Annotated in this window: 24 protein-coding genes, 1 other RNA gene and 1 pseudogene; 9 read left to right on the top strand and 17 right to left on the bottom strand. The window is 66.7% G+C overall.

The features are described from left to right. Position 1: 1 nt before the first annotated feature. From HNP55_RS01435 to HNP55_RS01425, 3 genes are read left to right on the top strand one after another with little or no spacing between them, the layout of a single operon-like run. Positions 2 to 700: a helix-turn-helix transcriptional regulator gene (locus HNP55_RS01435; protein WP_184295406.1), complete on the top strand. Its 699-nt coding sequence runs from the start codon at positions 2 to 4 to the stop codon at positions 698 to 700. A 50-nt stretch (positions 701 to 750) separates the two neighbouring features. Next, on the top strand, positions 751 to 1,131 hold the full coding sequence (locus HNP55_RS01430; RefSeq protein ID WP_184295403.1) for a VOC family protein: 381 nt from the start codon (positions 751 to 753) through the stop codon (positions 1,129 to 1,131). Positions 1,132 to 1,140: 9 nt separating this feature from the next. Further along, the gene (locus tag HNP55_RS01425) at positions 1,141 to 1,620 is read left to right on the top strand and encodes an EVE domain-containing protein (RefSeq protein WP_184295399.1); all 480 of its coding nucleotides are present in this window, start codon (positions 1,141 to 1,143) and stop codon (positions 1,618 to 1,620) included. Here HNP55_RS01425 and HNP55_RS01420 read toward each other — a convergent pair. From HNP55_RS01420 to HNP55_RS01405, 5 genes and pseudogenes are all read right to left on the bottom strand, one after another. Continuing rightward, on the bottom strand, positions 1,558 to 2,319 hold the full coding sequence (locus HNP55_RS01420; RefSeq protein ID WP_184295396.1) for an MgtC/SapB family protein: 762 nt from the start codon (positions 2,317 to 2,319) through the stop codon (positions 1,558 to 1,560). The two genes, HNP55_RS01425 and HNP55_RS01420, sit on opposite strands and share 63 nt — an antisense overlap. Positions 2,320 to 2,409: 90 nt before the next feature. Beyond that, entirely contained in the window at positions 2,410 to 2,757 is a 348-nt protein-coding gene (locus HNP55_RS24075) for an FKBP-type peptidyl-prolyl cis-trans isomerase (protein ID WP_246448150.1), read from the bottom strand. A 30-nt stretch (positions 2,758 to 2,787) separates the two neighbouring features. After that, positions 2,788 to 3,144, bottom strand: a pseudogene (locus HNP55_RS24070) (FKBP-type peptidyl-prolyl cis-trans isomerase); the annotation flags it as partial. 2 nt (positions 3,145 to 3,146) lie between these two features. Next, positions 3,147 to 4,094 carry a tRNA glutamyl-Q(34) synthetase GluQRS gene (gene gluQRS, locus HNP55_RS01410; protein ID WP_184295390.1) on the bottom strand — a complete coding sequence of 316 codons (948 nt, stop codon included), beginning with the start codon at positions 4,092 to 4,094 and terminating at the stop codon, positions 3,147 to 3,149. Further along, positions 4,094 to 5,086, bottom strand: a complete 993-nt coding sequence (locus HNP55_RS01405; protein ID WP_184295387.1) for a LysR family transcriptional regulator — start codon at positions 5,084 to 5,086, stop codon at positions 4,094 to 4,096. The genes gluQRS and HNP55_RS01405 overlap by 1 nt, the downstream gene beginning before the upstream one ends. A 123-nt stretch (positions 5,087 to 5,209) precedes the next feature. Between HNP55_RS01405 and HNP55_RS01400 the strand changes: the two genes are divergently transcribed. The 4 genes from HNP55_RS01400 to HNP55_RS01385 all read left to right on the top strand — a co-directional run bounded on the left by HNP55_RS01400 (position 5,210) and on the right by HNP55_RS01385 (position 7,507). Continuing rightward, positions 5,210 to 5,917 carry a pirin family protein gene (locus HNP55_RS01400; RefSeq protein WP_184295385.1) on the top strand — a complete coding sequence of 236 codons (708 nt, stop codon included), beginning with the start codon at positions 5,210 to 5,212 and terminating at the stop codon, positions 5,915 to 5,917. Between the two features lie 78 nt (positions 5,918 to 5,995). After that, a complete protein-coding gene (locus HNP55_RS01395) occupies positions 5,996 to 6,550 on the top strand; it encodes a flavodoxin family protein (protein WP_184295382.1) in 555 nt (184 codons plus the stop codon). Between the two features lie 65 nt (positions 6,551 to 6,615). Then, on the top strand, positions 6,616 to 7,350 hold the full coding sequence (locus HNP55_RS01390; RefSeq protein ID WP_184295379.1) for a DUF599 domain-containing protein: 735 nt from the start codon (positions 6,616 to 6,618) through the stop codon (positions 7,348 to 7,350). A gap of 61 nt (positions 7,351 to 7,411) precedes the next feature. Then, positions 7,412 to 7,507: non-coding RNA, sX9 sRNA (locus HNP55_RS01385), on the top strand. Here HNP55_RS01385 and HNP55_RS01380 read toward each other — a convergent pair. The 7 genes from HNP55_RS01380 to HNP55_RS01350 all read right to left on the bottom strand — a co-directional run bounded on the left by HNP55_RS01380 (position 7,497) and on the right by HNP55_RS01350 (position 13,524). After that, on the bottom strand, positions 7,497 to 8,264 hold the full coding sequence (locus HNP55_RS01380) for an ABC transporter ATP-binding protein (protein ID WP_184295376.1): 768 nt from the start codon (positions 8,262 to 8,264) through the stop codon (positions 7,497 to 7,499). The two genes, HNP55_RS01385 and HNP55_RS01380, sit on opposite strands and share 11 nt — an antisense overlap. A gap of 11 nt (positions 8,265 to 8,275) precedes the next feature. Next, on the bottom strand, positions 8,276 to 9,400 hold the full coding sequence (locus tag HNP55_RS01375; protein WP_184295373.1) for a succinylglutamate desuccinylase/aspartoacylase family protein: 1,125 nt from the start codon (positions 9,398 to 9,400) through the stop codon (positions 8,276 to 8,278). Positions 9,401 to 9,408: 8 nt separating this feature from the next. Beyond that, positions 9,409 to 10,095, bottom strand: coding sequence for an ABC transporter permease (locus HNP55_RS01370; RefSeq protein WP_409993725.1), 687 nt, complete (start codon positions 10,093 to 10,095; stop codon positions 9,409 to 9,411). After that, positions 10,095 to 10,808, bottom strand: a complete 714-nt coding sequence (locus HNP55_RS01365; RefSeq protein WP_409993719.1) for an ABC transporter permease — start codon at positions 10,806 to 10,808, stop codon at positions 10,095 to 10,097. The genes HNP55_RS01370 and HNP55_RS01365 overlap by 1 nt, the downstream gene beginning before the upstream one ends. 34 nt (positions 10,809 to 10,842) lie before the next feature. Then, complete coding sequence (locus HNP55_RS01360) at positions 10,843 to 11,652, bottom strand: ABC transporter substrate-binding protein (protein ID WP_184295367.1); 810 nt, start codon at positions 11,650 to 11,652, stop codon at positions 10,843 to 10,845. 85 nt (positions 11,653 to 11,737) lie between these two features. Beyond that, positions 11,738 to 12,703 carry an alpha/beta fold hydrolase gene (locus HNP55_RS01355; protein ID WP_184295363.1) on the bottom strand — a complete coding sequence of 322 codons (966 nt, stop codon included), beginning with the start codon at positions 12,701 to 12,703 and terminating at the stop codon, positions 11,738 to 11,740. A 23-nt stretch (positions 12,704 to 12,726) separates the two neighbouring features. Beyond that, a complete protein-coding gene (locus HNP55_RS01350) occupies positions 12,727 to 13,524 on the bottom strand; it encodes a sulfurtransferase (RefSeq protein ID WP_184295361.1) in 798 nt (265 codons plus the stop codon). 88 nt (positions 13,525 to 13,612) lie between these two features. On the opposite strand from HNP55_RS01350, the gene HNP55_RS01345 reads away from it, so the two are divergent. Both HNP55_RS01345 and HNP55_RS01340 read left to right on the top strand, forming a co-directional pair. Next, entirely contained in the window at positions 13,613 to 13,834 is a 222-nt protein-coding gene (locus tag HNP55_RS01345; RefSeq protein WP_184295358.1) for a SlyX family protein, read from the top strand. A 216-nt stretch (positions 13,835 to 14,050) separates the two neighbouring features. After that, positions 14,051 to 14,671 (top strand): PEP-CTERM sorting domain-containing protein, encoded by a 621-nt coding sequence (locus tag HNP55_RS01340; RefSeq protein WP_184295355.1) that lies wholly within the window; start codon positions 14,051 to 14,053, stop codon positions 14,669 to 14,671. A 9-nt stretch (positions 14,672 to 14,680) separates the two neighbouring features. On the opposite strand, the gene HNP55_RS01335 is transcribed toward HNP55_RS01340, so the two are convergent. The 5 genes from HNP55_RS01335 to pedF are packed head-to-tail and all read right to left on the bottom strand — an operon-like array spanning position 14,681 to position 19,646. Beyond that, positions 14,681 to 15,622, bottom strand: coding sequence for a beta-propeller fold lactonase family protein (locus HNP55_RS01335; protein ID WP_184295352.1), 942 nt, complete (start codon positions 15,620 to 15,622; stop codon positions 14,681 to 14,683). Positions 15,623 to 15,636: 14 nt separating this feature from the next. Further along, positions 15,637 to 16,167, bottom strand: a complete 531-nt coding sequence (locus tag HNP55_RS01330) for a cytochrome b (RefSeq protein ID WP_184295349.1) — start codon at positions 16,165 to 16,167, stop codon at positions 15,637 to 15,639. Between the two features lies 1 nt (position 16,168). Next, positions 16,169 to 18,319, bottom strand: coding sequence for a TonB-dependent receptor family protein (locus HNP55_RS01325; RefSeq protein ID WP_184295346.1), 2,151 nt, complete (start codon positions 18,317 to 18,319; stop codon positions 16,169 to 16,171). Next, the gene (locus tag HNP55_RS01320; RefSeq protein ID WP_184295343.1) at positions 18,316 to 19,146 is read right to left on the bottom strand and encodes a substrate-binding periplasmic protein; all 831 of its coding nucleotides are present in this window, start codon (positions 19,144 to 19,146) and stop codon (positions 18,316 to 18,318) included. The genes HNP55_RS01325 and HNP55_RS01320 overlap by 4 nt, the downstream gene beginning before the upstream one ends. Continuing rightward, entirely contained in the window at positions 19,143 to 19,646 is a 504-nt protein-coding gene (gene pedF, locus HNP55_RS01315) for a cytochrome c-550 PedF (protein ID WP_184295340.1), read from the bottom strand. Before pedF ends, HNP55_RS01320 begins: the two co-directional genes overlap by 4 nt. Between the last annotated feature and the right edge of the window lie 16 nt (positions 19,647 to 19,662).

Raw genomic sequence — 19,662 nt, 5'->3', positions numbered from 1 at the left:
CATGTCGCGCGCCGCCCGCCTGCTGGAGCTTTTGCAAGTGCTGCGCCGCCACCGCCAGCCGGTGGCCGGTGCGGCCCTGGCCCAGCAACTGGGCATCAGCCTGCGCACGCTCTACCGCGACATCGCCAGCCTGCAGGCCCAGGGCGCCGCCATCGAGGGCGAGGCGGGCCTGGGCTATCTGCTCAAGCCCGGCTTTGTGCTGCCGCCGCTGATGTTCACGGCGGAAGAGCTGGAGGCCCTGGTGCTGGGCTCGCGCTGGGTCATCAAGCGCGGCAAGGACGCCCGCCTGGCCGAGGCCGCGCGCCGCGCCCTGGACAAGATCTCGGCCGTGCTGCCCGCTGAAGCGCGGCATCAGCTGGACAGCCATGCCTTGCTGGTGGGGCCGGCCCCGGCCGAGCCCGCGGAGAGCCCTTGGCTGGCCCGCCTGCGGGCGGCCATACGCGATGAGCAGATCCTCGGCCTGACTTACCGCGACTTGAAGGGCCGGCTCAGCGAGCGCCGCATCTGGCCTTTTGCGCTGGGCTATTTCGAGCAGGTCGAGCTGGTCGTGGCCTGGTGCGAGCAGCGCCAGGCGCTGCGTAATTTCCGCGTCGACCACATCCAGGCCCTGCAGGACACGGGCCAGCGCTACCCGCGGCCGCGCCAGGCCTTGCTGAAGGAATGGCAGGCGCAGGAGAAGATCGCTGCTGCCAGAAATTGACACTTGCCCTGCTTACGCTGAAGGCCTTCTTCAACTCAAGGACTTCAGCCATGACAAGCGCACTGCAAGCCAATTTCCTTCTCTTCTACGTCGCCAAGCCGCTGGAGAGCGCCGCCTTCTACACCCGCATCCTGGGCCGCGGGCCCGTCGAGGTCTCGCCCGGCTTCGCGCTGTTTGCGCTGGACTCCGGCCTCAAGCTGGGCCTGTGGGCGCGCGCCGGCGTCGAGCCCGCTGTTGAGGGCCTGCCTCAGCATGCCAGCGGCGAACTCGCCTTTGCCCTGCCCGATATCGCGGCGGTGCAGGCCGCGCACCAGGCCTGGCTGGCCTTGGGGCTCAGCATGCTGCAAGCACCCACGCAGATGGACTTCGGCTACACCTTCACGGCCGCCGACCCGGATGGCCACCGCCTGCGGGTGTTCTGCCCTCAATAGGAGCCGGCCATGCCTCACTCGCCATCGAATTGGCTGGCCGTGGCCAGCGCCGAACATGTGCGCCTGGGCCGGGCCCAGGGTTTTATGCAGGTCTGCCACGGCAAGGCGGCGCCCTTGCGCCGGCTCAGACCCGGCGACCGAGTGGCCTATTACTCACCCAGCACCCGCATGGGCAGCAAGGATGGTTTGCAGGCCTTGACGGCCCTGGGTGTGGTACGGGAGACCGCGCCCTATGCCTTCGATATGGGCGGCGGCTTTGTGCCCTACCGGCGTGACGTGGCCTGGTGGTCGGCGCATGAGACGCCCATCGCGCCGCTCCTGCCGGCACTGGATTTCACGGCCGGCAGGAAGAACTGGGGCTATGCCCTGCGCTTCGGCCTGCTGCAGATCAGTGCCCGCGATATGGACCTGATCGCTGCGGCCATGTCAGTTGCGCGCGTGCGTGACCCGGTACTCGAGCACCCCGGGCATGGCCTTCAGCCTGCTTGAGTAACGGGTCAGTGTCATGCCACCGTAGTTGCGGAAGGAGGCGCAGACGAAATGCCATTCCTCGCAGCCCTCGGTGCAGGCCACGCTCATGGAGCCGGGGGCGAAGAAATAGCCCAGCTCGCGGGAGAAGCTGGCCAGCTCCTCCTGGCTGAACTCACGCCCTTTTTCGCCGCGCAGCATCACCGCGATGGCGGGGTGGGAGGGCAGACGGCTTTCCAGCTTGGCGCCCCACATCATCAGGCTGGCGCTGAGCAGGGTCAGCGAGATGGCGGCGAGGTAAAAGCCCATGCCCACCATCACGCCGATCGAGCAGGAGGACCAGATCGAGGCGGCCGTGGTCAGGCCGCTGATATTCATGCCCTCCTTCATGATCACGCCGGCGCACAGGAAACCGATGCCGGTGACGATGCCTTGCACCACCCGGGTCGGGTCCACCAGCGTGGGGGCGCTAACGCCGCCGGCCTGCAGGCCGCCAAACCACTGCTGCGGATAGGCCAGCAGAATGATCAGGCCGGTGGAGGCCATGCAGACCAGGGCATAGGTGCGCATGCCGGCGGCGCGGCCATGGAAGGCCCGCTCATAGCCCAGCACCATGCCCAGCAGGCCGGCGCCCAGCAGATGCAGCAGCATCAGCACATTGGCCTGCCATTGCAGGCCCGACCAGTAGCGCAGCAGGTGGGGGAGATCGAGCAGGTCCATGGTCAAACTCCTGAAATCGTCTGACCATGCTATGCCTGCCTGGGCGGCCGCAGCCCGGGAAAAAGGCCTCAATCGAGGCCTCTTCGTGAATCAAACCGCCAGCAGCTCCACCTCGAACAGCAGGGTGGCATTGGGCGGGATCACGCCGCCGGCGCCGCGCGCGCCATAGCCCAGCTCGGCCGGGATCACCAGCATGCGGGTGCCGCCCACCTTCATGCCTTGCACGCCCAGGTCCCAGCCCTGGATCACTTCGCCCTCGCCCAGGCCGAAGCGGAAGGGGTCGCCACGGTCCTTGCTGGAGTCGAACTTCTTGCCGCGCGCGCCGTCCTTGTACAGCCAGCCGGTGTAGTGCACGGTGACGCGCTGGCCGGCCTTGGCCTCGGCGCCTTCGCCCAGCTTCGTGTCTTCGAACTGCAGGCCGCTGTCCAGCGTCGTCAGGTTCAGCGTGATGGGCTCGCTGCCGCCGCTGACGCCCAGCAACTCCACTTCAAAGATCAGCGTGGCGTTGGGGGGGATGACGCCGCCGGCGCCGCGTGCGCCATAGCCCAGCTCGGGCGGGATCACCAGGGTGCGCGAGCCGCCGATCTTCATGCCTTGCACGCCTTCGTCCCAGCCACGGATGACCATGCCGCCGTCCAGCTCGAAGTTGAAGGGCTGCTTGCGGTCCTTGCTGGAGTCGAACTTGGCGCCCTTCACCCAATTTTCGCCGTCCTTGGTGTAGAGCCAGCCGGTGTAGTGCACGCTGACGTCGTGGCCGGACTTGGCCTCTTTGCCGTCGCCGACCACGGTGTCTTCAAATTGCAGGCCGCTGGGGCTGGTGTTCATGTTTATTCCTTCAATGCAATGCCGCTGCCTGGCGCGAGCGGCGAGGCGGGCATCATAAATCCTCGCCAGGCCTCGACGCCTTCGGCCAAAACCTCGCCCACGGTGGCGCCGCTCAAATGCAGGCCCAGGTGCCGGGCCGCGGCGCGCAGGCTGGCGGCCGGGTCGCTCAGGTCCAGGGCCGCCGCACCGTTCTGCTTGGACAGCTTTTCGCCGTTCTCGCCCAGCACCAGCGGCGTGTGCAGATAGCGCGGGCGCGGCAGGCCTAACAAGGTTTGCAAGCGGAGCTGGCGCGGCGTGTTGTCGGCCAGATCCTGGCCGCGCACGATGTCGCTGATGCCTTGGGCGGCGTCGTCTACCACCACGGCCAGCTGGTAGGCCCAGAGCCCATCGGCACGCTGGAGCACAAAGTCGCCGACGGCCTGGCTGAGGTTCTGCGTTTGCGCGCCCAGGCGGCGGTCCTGCCAGGCCAGGGTCAGGTCTCGCCGGGCCGCAAGATCGGCCGTGCTGAGCAGGCGCCAGGCGCGGCCCGTCTTGCCACCCAAGCCGCTGCGGCAAGTGCCGGGATAGACCCGCTCGGCATGGCGGCCGGGCAGGGCGTTTTGCGCTGCCAGGGCTTGCTGGATATCGGCCCGCGAGCAGGCGCAGGCATAGGCCCAGCCGTCGGCCTGCAGCCGGGCCAGGGCCTGGGCATAGAGCGCGCCGCGCTGCGACTGCCAGATGGGCGCCTCGTCGGGCAGCAGGCCACAGGCCTGCAGCTGCGCCAGCATGAATTGGTCGGCGCCCTTGGGGCAGCGCGGCAGGTCCACGTCCTCGATGCGGACCAGCCAGCGCCCGCCGTGGGCGCGCGCGTCCAGCCAGCTGGCCAGGGCGGCCACCAGCGAGCCCGCGTGCAAGGGGCCGGTGGGCGAGGGGGCGAAGCGGCCGGTATAGGCGGAACAGCCCGCGCTCATCAAAGAATCAGCCCCTCGTGCTGCTCCAGCAGGGCGCGCTGGGTGGTGGGGCTGGCCAGCTGTTGCAGCCACCAGCTCAGCGCCTTGCCGGGCGGCTGGCCGCCGTTGGCGCCGTGATTGCGCCAGGCGTAGTGCAGGGGGATGATGCGGCGGCCGCGGTCGGTTTGCAGATGCACCAGGCGGCCCGCTTCCAGATGGCGGCGCAGCATGGAGGCCGGCAGGCTGCCGCAGCCCATGCCGCGCAGCAAGGCCTCCAGCTTGGCGGCCATGGAGGGCATGGTCAGCACGTCCTGGCCGGGCATCACGCCTATGGTCATGGGGGTGAGGCTGCGGGCGGTGTCGGCCACGGCGACGATGCGGTGGGCGGCGATGGTGCTGGCTTCCAGCGGCTGTGCCAGCTTGGCCAGGGGATGGTGGGGCGCCACACAGAACAGCATCTCCAGCTCGCCCAGCAAGGCGCAGTGCACGCTGCCATCGGGCGGTTGGGCCGAGGTGCCTATGGCCAGATCGGCCTGGCCGGAGAGCAGCGCCTCCCAGGTGCCGGACAAGACCTCGGTGCGCAGCTTGAGCCGCGTGGGCGGGCCTTGCCTGGCGCCGTTTTTGCCGTCGTCGCCGGGCAGTTGGTAGAAGGCCTCCATCAGATCGAAGAGGGCGCGGCGGGCGATGGCGTCGTCGATGGCGATGGTCAGCTCGCTCTCCCAGCCGGTGGCGATGCGGCGCACCCGGTTGGCCACGCCGTCCATCTCGCTGAGCAGGCGCCGGCCTTCGATCAGCAGCTCCTGGCCGGCGGCCGTCAGCACGGCCTGGCGGGAGCTGCGGTCGAACAAGAGCACGTCCAGGGCCTCTTCCAGCTGGCGCACGTTATAGGTCAGGGCCGAGGGCACCTTGCCCATCTCGCGAGCGGCGGCGGCAAAGCTGCCGCTGCGCGCGATGGCGTCCATCATGGCCAGGGCCTCGGGGGTGAGGGCGCGGCTCTTGGGAGGGGTTTGCATGGGAGGCAGGGGCGGGCGAAATCTTGGGCCCTTCATCTTATTTGAATGCTGGCTTCAAGTGCCTGCGACCCCGGCCGGCCGGCCGACTTCTACAGTGAAGGCATTCAAGGAGAGCGACCCATCATGTTTGAACTGATCAAGTCTTGCGAGCGCGGTTATGCCGATCACGGCTGGCTGAAGTCCTTCCACAGCTTTTCATTCGCCGATTACTACGAGCCCAAGCGCATGGGTTTCGGCGCCCTGCGGGTGATCAACGAGGACCGCATCGCTGCCGGCACCGGCTTCGGCACCCATGGCCACAAGGACATGGAAATCATCAGCTATGTGCTGAACGGCGAGCTGGCCCACAAGGACAGCATTGGCCAGGGCCAGGCCGGCGTGATCAGGCCCGGTGAGGTGCAGCGCATGAGCGCCGGCAAGGGTGTGATGCACAGCGAGTTCAACCATGCGCAGGACCGCGAGACGCATTTCCTGCAGATCTGGATCCAGCCCGAGGAGCGCGGCATCCCGCCCAGCTACGAGCAGCGCAGCTTTGCCGAGGCGCAAAAGCGCGGCCAGCTGTGCTTGCTCGCGTCCAAGAGCGGTGAACAGGACTCGGTGCGCATCCATGCCGATGCCAGGCTTTATGCCGGCTTGTTTGACGGCGCCGAACAGGCGCAGCTGGCCTTGGCCGCCGGCCGCCTGGCCTATGTGCATCTGATCCGCGGCGGCTTGACGGTCAATGGCCAGCGGCTCAGCGGTGGCGATGCCCTGGCCCTGCGTGACGAGGCCCGGGTCGAGCTGAGCGCCGGCGCGGACGCCGAGGTGCTGGTGTTCGATCTGGCGGCCTGAGGGCACAGATTTTCGTGTTCAAGAGGCGCTCCAGCGCGCTTGAATGCTTTGTTAGAGCAAGAGTGAAAGAACCTTCCCATGAGCAAAATAGCGATTGTTTTTCATAGCGGCTACGGCCATACCTTGAAAGTGGCCGAGGCCGTTGCCGAGGGCAGCGGCGGGGTATTGCTGCCCATCGATGCCGAGGGCCATCTGAGCGAGGCCGGCTGGGCCACGCTGGCCGCGGCCGACGCCATCATCTTCGGTACGCCGACCTATATGGGCGGCCCCTCCTGGCAGTTCAAGAAGTTCGCCGACGCCTCCAGCAAGATCTGGTTCTCGCAGGGCTGGAAGGACAAGATCGCGGCCGGCTTCAGCAACTCCGCCTCGCTCAACGGCGATAAGTTCTCCACTCTGCAATACCTGTTCACGCTCTCGCAGCAGCATGGCATGGTGTGGACGGGCCTGGGCCAGCTACCGGCCAATCGCAAGGCCGCGAGCCGCGACGATCTGAACAATCTGGGGGCCAGCATCGGCTTGTTGACCGCCACGCCCTCGGACGCCTCGGTGGACGAAATGATTGCCGGCGACCTGGCCACGGCCAGGGTCTTCGGTCAGCGCGTGGCCGCCGTCACGGCACGCTGGGCGGCCTGAAATTTTGCTGGCTTGATCGCCATCAATTGGCTTGCCCCCGAGGCAGGAGGTTTTACAGTTCGGACATGAAGAATCTTCTTGCCGTCCTCGACTTCCTGCCCGCCGCCGACTGGCTGGCGCTGGCGCTGTTCTTTATCGGCTGGCTGGGCTATGCGGCCTTTGCCAAGCGGCAATCGCAGTTCGACGGCACGCTGCTGGCGGCCACCAACCGCGAGCGGCGGCGCTGGATGCTGCAGACCACCTACCGCGATGTGCGGGTGATCGATGGCGTGGTGGTGCAGAACCTGTCCACCAGCCCTTCATTTTTTGCCTCGACCACCATCCTGATCATCGGCGGCCTGCTGGCCAGCCTGGGTGCCAGCGAGAAGGCGACCGAGCTGGTGCAGGAATTGCCCTTTACCGCCCGCACCAGCGCCCTGGTGTTCGATCTGAAGCTGGTGCTGCTGATCGGCATCTTTGTCTACGCCTTCTTCCGCTTCACCTGGAGCATGCGCCAATACACTTTTGGCGCCTTGCTGGTGGCGGCAGCGCCTTCGGCCGAGGCTTTTGTCGAACAGAACCTGTCGCGCGAAGACTTTGCCGACCGCGCCGGCCGCCTGATGGGCATGGCGGCCGAGACCTTCAACGACGGCTTGCGCGCCTACTACCTGGCCTTTGCCGCCATCTGCTGGTTCTTCTCACCCTGGGCCTTTATGGCCGGCACGCTGGGCGTTATTTTTGTGCTCTACCAGCGCGAGTTCCATTCGGACGTGCTGAAGGTCTTGCAGGATGGGGCCGGCAACGCCCCATCGAAGGACTGAGAGGGTGAGAACTTTTTACTGCGCGGCCGCCATGCGTCGTTGGGCGGTGCTCGGAATCCTCACGTACAAGGCGTACGTTCCGGTTCCTGCGCTCCGTCCGCCTAGCCTGACGACCGCTCGCTACAAAAGTTCTCACCCTCTGAGGCTTATTTCAGCCCGCCACTCAAGAACTGCTGCAGGCGCTGGCTTTGCGGCTTGAGCAACACTTCGCGCGGATGGCCTTCCTCCTCCACCCGGCCCTGGTGCAGGAACAAGGTGTGGTTGGAGACCTCGCGGGCAAAGCCCATCTCGTGCGTCACGACAATCATGGTGCGGCCTTCGGCGGCCAGGTCGCGCATGACCTTGAGCACCTCACCGACCAGCTCCGGGTCCAGGGCCGAGGTGGGTTCGTCGAACAGCATCACCTCGGGCTCGACGGCCAGGGCGCGGGCAATCGCCACGCGCTGTTGCTCGCCGCCTGAGAGCTGGGCGGGATAGACGTCCTTGCGATGGGCCACGCCCACCCGGGCCAGCAAGGCCTCGGCTTTTTCAATCGCCTCGGCTCTGGGCACACCCAGCACGTAGATGGGGGCTTCGATGACGTTCTCCAGTACCGTGCGGTGGCCCCAGAGATTGAAGTTCTGGAACACCATGGCCAGGCGGGCGCGCCAGAGCTGCAGCTGCTTGGCATCGGCGGCCTTCAGGCTGCCGTCGCGGTCACGCGTTAGTTTCAGCTCCTCGCCATTCAGGGAGAGCTTGCCCTCGTAGGGCTGTTCAAGCAGGTTGATGCAGCGCAGAAATGTGCTCTTGCCCGAGCCGCTGGAGCCGATCAGGGTGACCACATCGCCTTTTTTGGCGGCCAGCGACACGCCCTTGAGCACTTCGCGTTCGCCGTAGCGCTTGTGCAGGCCTTCGATTTGCAGACTGAGTGTCATTTGTTCTTCTTTCAAGCACCCAGCAATTTGCCGGTGCGGATTGCTTCTTTGCCCGCCACCTTGGCGACGCGCATGCCGGCGGTGGCAAAGCGCAGGAAATCGCGTGCGAAGAAGAGCCCGTCCACGGGGCTCTTCAGCTCGGTGACCTCGGCCGTGATGGGGTCGATCACATGGGCCAGCACATCGCCGGCGGCGACCTGCTCGCCGACCTGGCGGACAAAGGTCAGCACGCCGGTCGCCGTTGCTTTGATGGGCATGCTGCCGGCCAGGGGGCGGGCGTCGCCCACCGCGTCGGGCAGGGCGGGCTTGGGGCCGGCAATCAGGCCGCGGTAGCGCAGGAAGGCTATGATGTTCTGCGCATCCTGGCGCGCCAGCTCATGCTCCACATCGGCGGCGCCGCGCAATTCCACCGTTACCGACATGCAGGCCTGGGGGATGGGGAAACGCTCGCCGAAACGCTGCTTCCACTTCCACCAGACCTGGGAGCAGGCCTCGTCGAAGGGGCTGTCGCCCGACTCCTGGGCCAGCAAGGCCACGCGCGAGCCGATGAAGCGGCCCAGCAGCTCGCACTCCGGCCAGCAGGGGATCTCGGTATACATATGCATGACGGCCTGGGCGTCGCAATGCAGGTCCAGCACGATGTCGGCATCGCAGCTGAGTGACATCAGGCGGCGGCGCAGCGACTGCAGCTCGGTGTCCACCGGGGATTCATCCACCGCTTTTTTCAGCTCGCGCCGCAGCACCCGCACATTGTGGGCGGCGTCTTGCGTCAGCTGCGCTTCGGCGGCCAGGGCCGCGGCCTCGGTCTGCTCGGGGTAGTGGCGGTTGAAGTTCTCGCCGGTCGTGGTCTCGAAGCGGCCCATATGCATGTACAGCAGATGCTGGGACAGGCCTATCGGGTTGGCCATGGGCACCAGGATGATCTCGCCCCTGATCTGGCCGGCCGCTTGCAGCGCGTCCAGCTGTTGGCGCAGATGGTGGGCGACCAGCATGCCGGGCAGCTCGTCGGCATGCAGGGAGGCCTGGATATAGGCTTTCTGCGTCCCTTCGCCGGCGGGCTGGCCGTAGTGCAGGGAGATCAGCTCGCGCTGGGTGCCCGGGGCGGGCGAGATCAGGGCGTGGGCTTTGATTTGCATAGGGCTCACTAGCGTGGCAGCAGCGGCTTCAGCCATTTGGCCTCGGCCTTGTGGAACAAGGCCACCAGGGTCAGGGTCATTAGGAAGTAGAAGACGGCTGCCGTGATGAAGGCCTCAAAAGGGATGTAGTGGGTGGCGTTGACGCGCCGGGCCGCGCCGGTGATGTCCAGAATGGTCACGATGCTGGCCAGGGCCGTGCCGTGCAGCATGAAGATGGCTTCATTGCTGTAAGCCGGCAGAGAGCGGCGCAGGGCCGAGGGCAGGACGATGCGGCGGAACATCACCCATCGGCTCATGCCCAGGGCCTTGGCGGCTTCGATCTCGCCCGCCGGCAGGGCACGGATGCTGCCGGCGATGATCTCGGTCGTGTAGGCGGCCGTGTTGAGCACAAAGCTCAGGCAGGCGCAGAACCAGGCCGAGCTGAAATAAGGCCACAAGGCGCTGTTGCGCACCGCCTCGAACTGGGCCAGGCCGTAATAGATCAGGAAGAGCTGGACCAGCATGGGCGTGCCGCGGAACACATAGGTATAGAGCCAGATCGCGCGCGAGATCCAGCTGCCGCTGAGGCTGCGCAGCACCGCCAGCGGGATGGCCAGGGCCAGGCCCAGCAGCAGCGAAATCACGAGCAGCTGAAAAGTGGTCCAGGCGCCGCTGAGGTAGAGCGGCAGGTTTTCAAGAATGGTGTCGTAGGCAATCACAGCGACCCCCTGCGCACGCCGGTGGAGAAGCGCTTCTGCAGCCGGTCGAACAGCAGTTCGGACACGCTGGTGAAGGCCAGATAGATCAGGGCCACGGCCAGGTAGAAGACAAAGGGCTCGCGGGTGGAGCCGGCTGCCTGCTGGCCGCGCGTCATCAAGTCATGCAGGCCGATGACGGAGACGATGGCCGTGCTCTTGATCAGCACCAGCCAGTTGTTCGACAGGCCCGGCAAGGCGTGGCGGAACATCTGCGGGAAGGTGATGCGGCGGGCGATCTGCCAGCCGCTCATGCCATAGGCCAGGCCGGCCTCGCGCTGGCCCGGTGGCACGGCCAGAAAGGCACCGCGAAAGGCCTCGGTCAGATAGGCGCCGAAGATGAAGCCAATCGTCAGCACACCGGCCACATAGGGGTTGATGTCGATGTATTCCTCATGGCCGAGCGAGAGGGCGATGCTGTTCACCGCCACTTGGCCGCCGTAGAAGATCAGCAGCATCAGCACCAGATCGGGCACGCCGCGTATCAAGGTGGTGTAGAGATGGGCCAGGCCACGGGCGAAACGCCATTTGGACAATTTGGCCAGGGCGCCCAACAAGCCCAGAATCATCGCCATGGCCAAAGAGGCCAGGGCCACGCTCAGCGTGACCCCGGCGCCTTCGATCAGGCTGGGCAAAAAGCCGTGCAGCATTGAATCTTTCGAGAGTTCAAACATGCGGCGTCGGGCGGCCGCCCGACGCCTCCAAGCATTACTTCTGCTTGATTGAAATGTCGTAGTCGAAGTATTTGTCGTTGATCTTCTTGAATGTGCCATTGGCCTGCACGGCGGCGATGGCGTCGTTGAACTTCTTGCCCAAGGTCTTTTCATCGGCCTTGCGCATGCCGACGCCGGAGCCCACGCCGAAGTACTTCACATCGTCGAAGTTGGGGCCGACGAAGGCGAAGCCCTTGCCCTCGGGCTTTTTCAGGAAGCCGAAGTCGGCGGCCGGCATATCGGCCAGGGTCAGGTCGATGCGGCCCGACTTGAGGTCCAGAAAGACCTGATCCTGCGACTGGTAGCGCACGATATCGCTCTGCTTGAAGATGGCTGCGGCATAGGCCTCGTGGATGGTGGCGCTTTGCACGCCGATCTTCTTGCCCTTCAGGCCGGCCGGGCTCAGGTCGAACTTGACGCCGTTTTTGGCGACAAAACGGGCCGGCGTGTTGTAGTAGGGCTTGGAGAAGGCGATGACCTTCTTGCGCTCATCGGTGATGGAGACGGAGGCGATGATGGCGTCCACCTTGCGGGCCTGCAGGGCGGGGATCAGGCCGTCGAAGTCTTGTTGCACCAGGGTGCACTCGGCCTTCATCTCGGCGCAATAGGCCAGGGCCAGATCGATCTCGAAGCCCTTGAGCTTGCCGTCGGCGCCCACTTCGGAGAAGGGTGGGTAGGCGCCTTCCACGCCGATGCGGATCTTCTTCCATTCCGGGCCCTGGGCCTGGACGCTGAAAGTGCTGCAAGCCAGGGCGGCCAGGGCCAGGGCGGTGGTGGTGCGGGCGATCAGGGAACGACGTTGCATGAGCTCTCCTAGAAAGGGATTGGGGGAGGGTATGGGGAGGAAATGTCCAAGCTTTGATCTTGCAATGCGAATCAGGGCTTGGCTCTTAGGGTTTGAGCGTATGCAGGAAATCCAGCACGGGCGCCAGCGAGGCGGCCGGGTCTTCTTCCTGCGGGACGTGGCCCAGGCCGGCCAGCATCACCAGGCGGCTGCCCGATATATCGCGGGCGAAGTCCTGGGCGACGCTGGGCGGGATCAGGCGGTCTTTTTCGCCCCACAGAATCAGCGTGGGCAGGCGCAGCTGGCGCAGTTGGTCGATATGGGCACCGGGCTGCATCTGGGCAAAGCGCTGGCGCAAGGCCGGGCGATTGCCGCTGCGCAGGGTCAGCTCGAAATAGCGGTCGACCAGCTCGGGGCTGACCCGGCTGGGCTCGCCGTAGACCGAATGCAGGCTGCGTTCCACCAGGGCGCGGGGCAGCAGATAGTCGCCCATATGGCTGAGCAAGGGCAGGCGGGCCAGCTGAAAGCCCAGCGGCATGGCGTCGGGGGCCAGCGCATAGCCGGCCGCATCCACCAGGATCAAGGCCTTGACGTTTTGCGGGTGGCTGGCGGCGAACTCCCAGGCCAGCTCGCCGCCCAGGGAGTTGCCGCCCAGCACGACCTGCTGCAGGCCCAGGCGCTTCAGCAAGGTCTCGAGCAGGCGCAGATAGGCCGCATTGCTGTAATCACCCTCGGCCTGCGGGCCGCTCAGGCCGAAGCCCGGCAGGTCCAGCGTGATGATGCGGCGCGGCTCGCCGGCTTTTTGCAAGCCATCGATCCAGCCCTGCCAGGTGTGCAGGCTGCTGGAGGTGCCGTGCAGCAGGAGCAGGGGCGCGGGGTCCTCCCGCGGGCCCACGTCGCGGATGTGCAGCAGCTGGCCGTTCAGGTCCAGAAACTCCGAGGGCGGCAGGGCCCAGCGGCCGACCAGGCTTTCCAGCGGTCGGTCGGGCGCCTTGGTGGCGGCAAAGCCCAGGGCGGACAGCAGCAAGGCCACACCGATCAGGCGGGGCAGGAGTTCGGAGAGCTTGGGCACCGGCTTGGGCAGAGAAACCGGGCTCAGGCCGTCTTGGCGCGATGCGCCTCGGAAGCGGGGCGGACGATGTCGGTCGAGGGTGCCAGGCCGGCGTCCAGCGCCTCGCGCTGGTCGAACACAAAACAGGCGCCCTGGTAATGCGGGCCGCCGGTCTCCTCGAAGTATTTCAGGATGCCGCCCTCCAGCTGATAGACCGGGCCGTCCAGGTCTTGCTGCTGCAGATAGATGGCCGCCTTCTCGCAGCGTATGCCGCCGGTGCAAAAGCTCACCACCGTCTTGCCCAGCAGCTCTTCGCGATGGGCTTGCACGGCCGCGGGGAATTCGCTGAACTTGGCGATGCGCCAGTCGATCGCGCCCTCGAACGTGCCGTAGTCCACCTCGAAGGCATTGCGGGTGTCCAGCGTGACGACGGGCCGGCCCTCGTCATCATGGCCCTGGGCCAGCCAGCGCGCCAGCGTCGCGGCGGGCAGGGCGGGGGCGCGGGGCAGGGCGTCCGGCCGTATGGCCGGGTGGTTCATGCGAATGATCTCCGGCTTGACCTTGACCAGCAGCTTGCGGAAGGGCAGGCCCTCGCTCCAGCTCTCCTTGGGTGCGAGGTCGGCAAAGCGCTCGTCGGCCTGCAAGGCCTTGACCCAGCTGTGCACCCCTTCGGCCGCGCCAGCCAGAAACAGATTGATGCCTTCCTCGGCCAAGAGCACGGTGCCCTTGAGGCCCAGCGCCTGGGCGCGCTCGAAGAGCTGCTCGCGCAATGCCAGGCAGTCCGGCAGGCCCACGAATTTGTAGGCGGAGATATTGAGAATGGGCAAGGCGGTGTTTGGCATGGTGAGCGGGGGATTGTAGGCAAGCCGCGGCCCTGCTTCCGTCAAGTGCCTTTTTTCACCCTCGGTGCGGATGGGGTCCAATACGGCCATGGATCAACACAACATCACCGAGCAACGCCTGACCGAGCTGGAGATCAAGGCCAGCTTTACCGAAGACCTGGTCGAGCAGCTCAACCAGGTCATCGTGCGCCAGCAACAGCAGATCGATGCCCTGGGCCGCGAACTGGCCCGCCTGCAATCCCAGCAACTGGAGCAGGGCAGTGGTCCGGGCTTTCGCAGCCTGCGCGACGAGCTGCCGCCGCACTACTGAAATACTTCGGCGGAATACGGGTATTCCTCTGCTATCCATTGATGAGATGGGGCCTGCCTCCCCTAGCCTTTGGGGTGCATCGACGAAACGGGCTGGCTACTCTGAATAGGTGTTCCCCACCTTGTTCAACAGCAGTGAAAGTGAGTTGTCATGTCTTCAATCTCATCTCTACGTCTTCTGGTTGCCGCCAGCGCCCTGTCTGTTTCGGGTCTCAGCATGGCCGGTCTCAGCAATGCGACCTTCGCCTATTCCGGCGGTACGGCCAGCAACTATCTGCAGCTCAATGGCAGCAGCCAGGTGATCGAATTTTCCCGCGGCTGGGTTGACCAGACCGGCAGCAATAACGGCGGCGGCAGCAGCGCCAACTTCATCGCCGGTGTGTGCGGCAGCTCCGACAGCTGCAGCGGCAACGATGCCGAGTACCACAACTACTTCGCCTTCAACTTCAACAATCTCTTCAGCGGCCCGGTCAGCAGCGCCAGCCTGGTGTTGAACCAGCCCAGCAACGGCTTCATCACACCGGCCAGCAGCATCAGCTACACCTTGTTCGATGTCAGCGGCGGCAATCCCTCGCTGGGTTCGGGCGTGGCCCTCTACAACGATCTGGGCTCGGGCATCAGCTATGGCACGGTGATGGTGACGGCCGGCAGCGCCGGTAGCGTGGTAACGGTCAACTTCAACGCCGCTGGCCTGGCGGCGCTGAACACCGCCGTCAGCAACAACACGAATTTCTATGTCGGTGGCGCGGTCGCTGCCGTGCCCGAGCCCGCGACCTGGGCCTTGAGCGTCGCCGGCCTGCTCTTGCTGGCCTTGCGTCGCCGCAACTCGCCCCGCTGAGCCTGTCAGTCAGCGAATCGCCACCCCCCAGGGCAGCTTGCCCACGGCGATATCGCTGAGCTTGGCTCGCGTCTCGGTGTCCACCACCGAGACCGCGCCGGAGCGGCCGCAGGCTACGTAGAGCTTTCTGCCGTCGGGCGTCAGCGCCATATTCCAGGGCCTTTGGCCCACGGCAATGGTGGCGACGATTTGCAGCGTGCGGGCATCCAGCACCGAGACGCTGGCCGCCCCGCCGTTGGAGATGTAGACCTGCAGGCCATCCGGGCTCACCGCAATGCCATTGGCCCGCAGGCCGGCCGGGATCTTGGCGGCCACCGTCAGGCTGGCCCGGTCAATCACATAAACCTCGCTGGAATTCTCGGCCGCGACGTAGGCCCGCGCACCGTCGGGTGAAAAGCCGATGCCGCGCGGCCGCGCGCCCACCGGCACCTGGCCGATCTGGCGTCGCGTGGCCACATCGATCACATCCACCGCCTCGCCCTCCTCGGCGCTGACGAAGACCTGGGCGCCGTCCGGGCTGAAGACGGCGTGCTCGGGGTTCTTGCCCTTCACCGCCACGACAAAGGCCTTGGTCTGGCTGCGGGTGTCGACGAAGACCACCTCCTTGCTCTCCTCGATGGCGGCCACCACCCAGCGTCCGTCGGGCGAGAGGCCCAGACCCTCGGGCGATTCACCCAGCGCGATCTGGCCGGCGGGCTGGCGGGTCTTCAGGTCCAGCATCAGCAGGCGGTTATTGGGCTGATCGCTGACATAGGCGCGGCTGCCGTCCAGACTGATCACGGTGCCGCGCGGCTTCGTGCCGGCCTTGATCTCGCCCACCACCTGGTCGGTGGCGGTATCGATGACGCTGAGCGTGCCCGAGCCCTCGTTGGGCACATAGGCAAAGGGCGCGGCCCAGGCGCTGTTGACAAGCAGCAGGGCGAGTGGGGCCAGCAGGTTGCGGATGAGCATGTGATTCTCCGGCTTCAGGGTTTGATTCTTTGCAACAGGCCGTCGCGGTCCACCAAGTGGTGCTTCAAGGCCATGGCGATATGGCCCAGGATCAGGGCGGTGAAGACCCAGGCCAGACCTTTGTGAAAGCCGTTGAAGACGCTGTAGACGGCGGGCAGTTCAGGCCCCCAGGGCGGCAGCAGCAGGCCGAAGAACTTGACCCCATGCTTGCTGAAGTTGGAGGCCAGATAGGCGCTCAGCGGCATCAAGAGCATGCAGGCGTAGAGGGCGCGGTGGCCCCAGACCGCGGCCCGGATTTGCCAGGCGCTCATGCTCACCGGCCAACCCGGCGCGGGCCCGCGCTGGCGCCAGTACAGGCGCAGCAGCGCCAGGCCCAGCAGCAGCAGCCCGCAGGACTTGTGCAGATTGATCACCAGGCCGCGCGCCGGCGTGCCGCGCGGCGCGATCTCGTTCAGCGCAAAGCCGAAGACGAGTTGCGCCAGCAAGGCCAGGGCCATCAAGGCATGCAGCCAGCGGATGCGGCGCTCGTAGGCGGGGGTGTCCATCTCAGAACCTCATTGCGGCCGAGACGCTGGCCAGCCAGTTGCGGCCCGGTGCGGGTTCGAAGAAGCGGTTGTTGCCATCGTTGACGATGACCGAGCCCGGCACCTGGCGGTCGAACAAATTGTCCACGCGCACAAAACCATTCAGCTCCCAAACGCCCAACCTCAGCAGATAGCCGGCGTTGGCGCTCAGCAGGCCGTGGCCGGGCGCGGCGTCGCTATTGAGGTCGTTGACGAAGACCCGGCTCAGCGCCCGCGCCTCCAGCCCGGCGCGCCAGCCCTGGGGCGGCGCCCAGTTGAGGGCCATGAAGAGCGAGCGCTTGGCGATGCCGGGGATCTTGTTGCCGGCCGCGATGGGCTGCTTGGCGGCGGTGCAGGGTGTGGCCGTGCAGGTCATGAAAGTGTCGCGGTACTCGGCGTCCAGGTGGGTGAAGGCCGCTTGCGCCTGCAGGTCCGGCAGCAGGGTTTTGCGCCAGGCCAGCTCCAGGCCCAGGCGGCGGCTGCGGCCGGCGTTCTGGAAGGTGGCGCGCCCGCCCACATTGGTCTGGGTGACGATCTCCTGCGAGGTCTGGGTCTGGAACAGGGCCAGATCGAGTTCACCCAAGGCCGCGCCGCGCGCCTTCAGCCCCAGCTCCAGGCTCTTGCTACGGGCGGCTTGCAGCTCGAAGTTCAGGCCCGTGCCGCCGCTCGGGCGGTAGGACAGCTCGTTCAGCGTGGGCGTCTCGAAGCCGCGGCCGGCCGAGGCGTAGAGATGCAGGCCGGGCGCGGCGCTCCACAGCAGGCCCAGCACGGGCAGGGTGGCGCGGTAGTCGGCGCTGCCGCTGTCGTCGGGGTTGGCGGCCGTGATGTAGGCGTCGCTGGACTTGAAGCGCACGCGGGTGTGGCGCAGGCCGGCGTTGAGGTTCCAGCCGGGCGCGGCCTGCCAGCTCAGCTGCAGATAGGGGTCGGTATTGCTGACCTCGTTGTGCTCCTTGCGGCGCAGCTCACCCAGCACGCCCAGGCTGTTGCCGACGTAGTTGAGGTAGCCGCGCCGCTCTTCCTTGAGCTGGTCGTAGGCCAGGCCGGCAACCATTTGCAGAGGGCCGTCCAGCAGTTCGCTGCTGAGGCTCCAGCGCAGATCGGCGCCGCGGTAGTCGCGCTCCAGATCAATCACGCCGCCGGGGTGCAGGGGATTCTTCTGCGTGGCGACCGGGATGGACTGGAATTGCGTCGTGCTGCGGCTGCCGCCGTAGAGCGTGGCCAGGATCTTGTTGCCGGTATTCAGCTGGCGCTCGTAGACCAGGCCCAGCTGGTTCTGGGCCATGGTCTTGCGGGTGTCGAAGCTGAGGGCGGCGGGGTCGACGCCGCGTGGGTCGGCCTCCATCTGGGCGCGCGTCAGGCCCAGCGGGTCCTGGGCCAGCGGCAGGTCCACGCGATTGAGCACCAGGCTCAGCCGGCTGGCCTCGTCGGGCCGCCAACTGAGCTTGGCATTGCCCAGGCGACGCCGGGTCTGGCTGTGCTCGCGGTAACCGTCGGTGTCGAACTGGCTGAGGCTGAGCAGATAGCTGAAGCCGCCGCTGGCACCGCTGAACCGGCTGGCGACGCGCTGCAGGCCGTCCGCGCCTTTGCTCAGGCTCAGGTCCAGGCGCTTTGGTCCGGCGCCGTCCTCGGTGAAGACCTGGATCACCCCGCCCGAGGAATTGCCGTACAGCGCCGAGACCGGGCCGCGCAAGACCTCGATGCGCGCCACCGAGGCCAGGTCCACATGGCTGATCTGGCCCTGGCCATCGGGCAGGGTGGCGGGGATGCCGTCCACATAAAGCCGCAGGCCGCGGATGCCGAAGCTGGCGCGGGCGCCAAAGCCACGCAGCGAGATCTGCGTGTCCTGGGCATAGTTCTGCCGGTCGCGCGCCAGCAGGCCGGGCACGACGGCCAGGCCCTCCGAGAGATTGACCTGGGCGCGGCGCTCGCGCAGCTCCTCGCCATCGACCCGGCTGATGGCGGCCGGCACGTCGAAGGCCTGGGCCTCACTGCGGGTGGCGCTGACCACCACCCGCTCCAGGCTGGCGGGCGGGCCGCCAAGCTGGGCTTGGGCCTGGGCCGTGATGCTCAGCAGAGCCAGGCCGGCCGACAGCTGGCGATGCAGCAGGGTCAATGCAAAGCAGGGCTTGCTCATGGGGTTTGCCAGCTCAGGTGATGGGTTTCAAAGATGCGGCCCAGCCCGCCATCGGCGGCCAGGGTGTTGACGGCGTATTGCAGGGCCTGGGCCAGTTCGACGGCGTCCTTCTTGACGGCCAGGCCGGTGGCCCAGCCCTGGCGCGGGGCGCGCGGCAGGGGCAGGGGCTCGATGGCGAAGCCGGCCTGGCCGCGCAGCACCGACTCCAGCTCCGAGGCCAGGCCCGCGGCGGCGGCGAACTCGCCGCGCAGCAAGGCCTGGGCGCATTCGGCCCCGTTCTTCCAGTGGGTGTTGAGCTGGTTCTGGTAGGCGCCGCCGTCTGCGCCCAGCAGCAGCCAGCCGGCCAGGCTCTGGCCCGGCACGGCCACCGTCTCGCCGCCCAGCTGGGACAGCTGCTCCAGCCGGGGCAGGCGGGCGAGCCGGCGCGCCAGCACGATGCGCTCGCGGTAATAGGGCGCGAAGATCAGGGCCTGGGGCGTGGCGTCCATCAAGGGCTTGTCCACCGGCACATGCATCAGCACATCGGCCGGGCCATAGCCCAGGTAATGGCCCTTCCAGACCATATTGCGCAGATCGTCGTTCATATTCTCGTCGGCATGGAAGGGCAGCAGCTCCAGCCGCAGGCCCAAGGCCTGGGCCAGGGCCTGGGCCAGATCCACATCGATGCCCCGGCCCTTGACGTGGAAGGGCGGCATGTCCTGGTAGATGCCCACCCGCAGGCTGCCGCGGGCGCGCAGCTTGTCCATGCCGGTGGCGGCATTGGCTTGGGCGCCGCTGGCCCAGCCCGTGGCCAGGGCGGCCAGCAGAGTGCGGCGGTCTATGCTCATGGCGTCACCTGCAGGGCTTTTTCGCGGCGGCTTTCCAGATAGCTCTTGATGGCCCAGATCGCCTCCTGGTCGAAGGTGCTCTCAAAAGGCGGCATATAGACCGCGCCATTGCGGCTGCGGCCATGGCGCACGGTGCTCAGAAAGTACTCGTCGTTGTCCTTGACGCAGGCCTCGCGGCGCTTGGCGTCCTTGAGGGCGCTGCAGTCGTTGTCCAGCTTGCGCAGATCCGGGGCGATGCCGCCCGAGATGGCGTCCAGCCCGTGGCAGCGGGCGCAGTTCTGGCCGTAGGCCGAGTTGCCGACCTTGATGGCGGCCTCGTTGGCACGGTAGGGGTTTTGATTGCGCCAGCCCTCGCCCAGGCGCGGCAGGCCGCTGGTGTCCACCACCTGGGGCGTGACGTCGCCATGGCTCCAGGCCCCCGCGCTGGCCAGCAGCAGGGCCAGGGCGATGCCGGGCGCCCAGCCGCGGCGCGAGGAATGGATGGGGGCAGGCTTGTGCATGGGGGTCTCCGCTTGG

It is taken from the genome of Roseateles oligotrophus (genome assembly GCF_014204525.1).
GTDB lineage: Bacteria > Pseudomonadota > Gammaproteobacteria > Burkholderiales > Burkholderiaceae_C > Paucibacter_A > Paucibacter_A oligotrophus_A.
The sequence above is the reverse complement of the archived record's forward strand: the minus strand, read 5'-3'. Positions and strand labels throughout refer to the sequence as shown.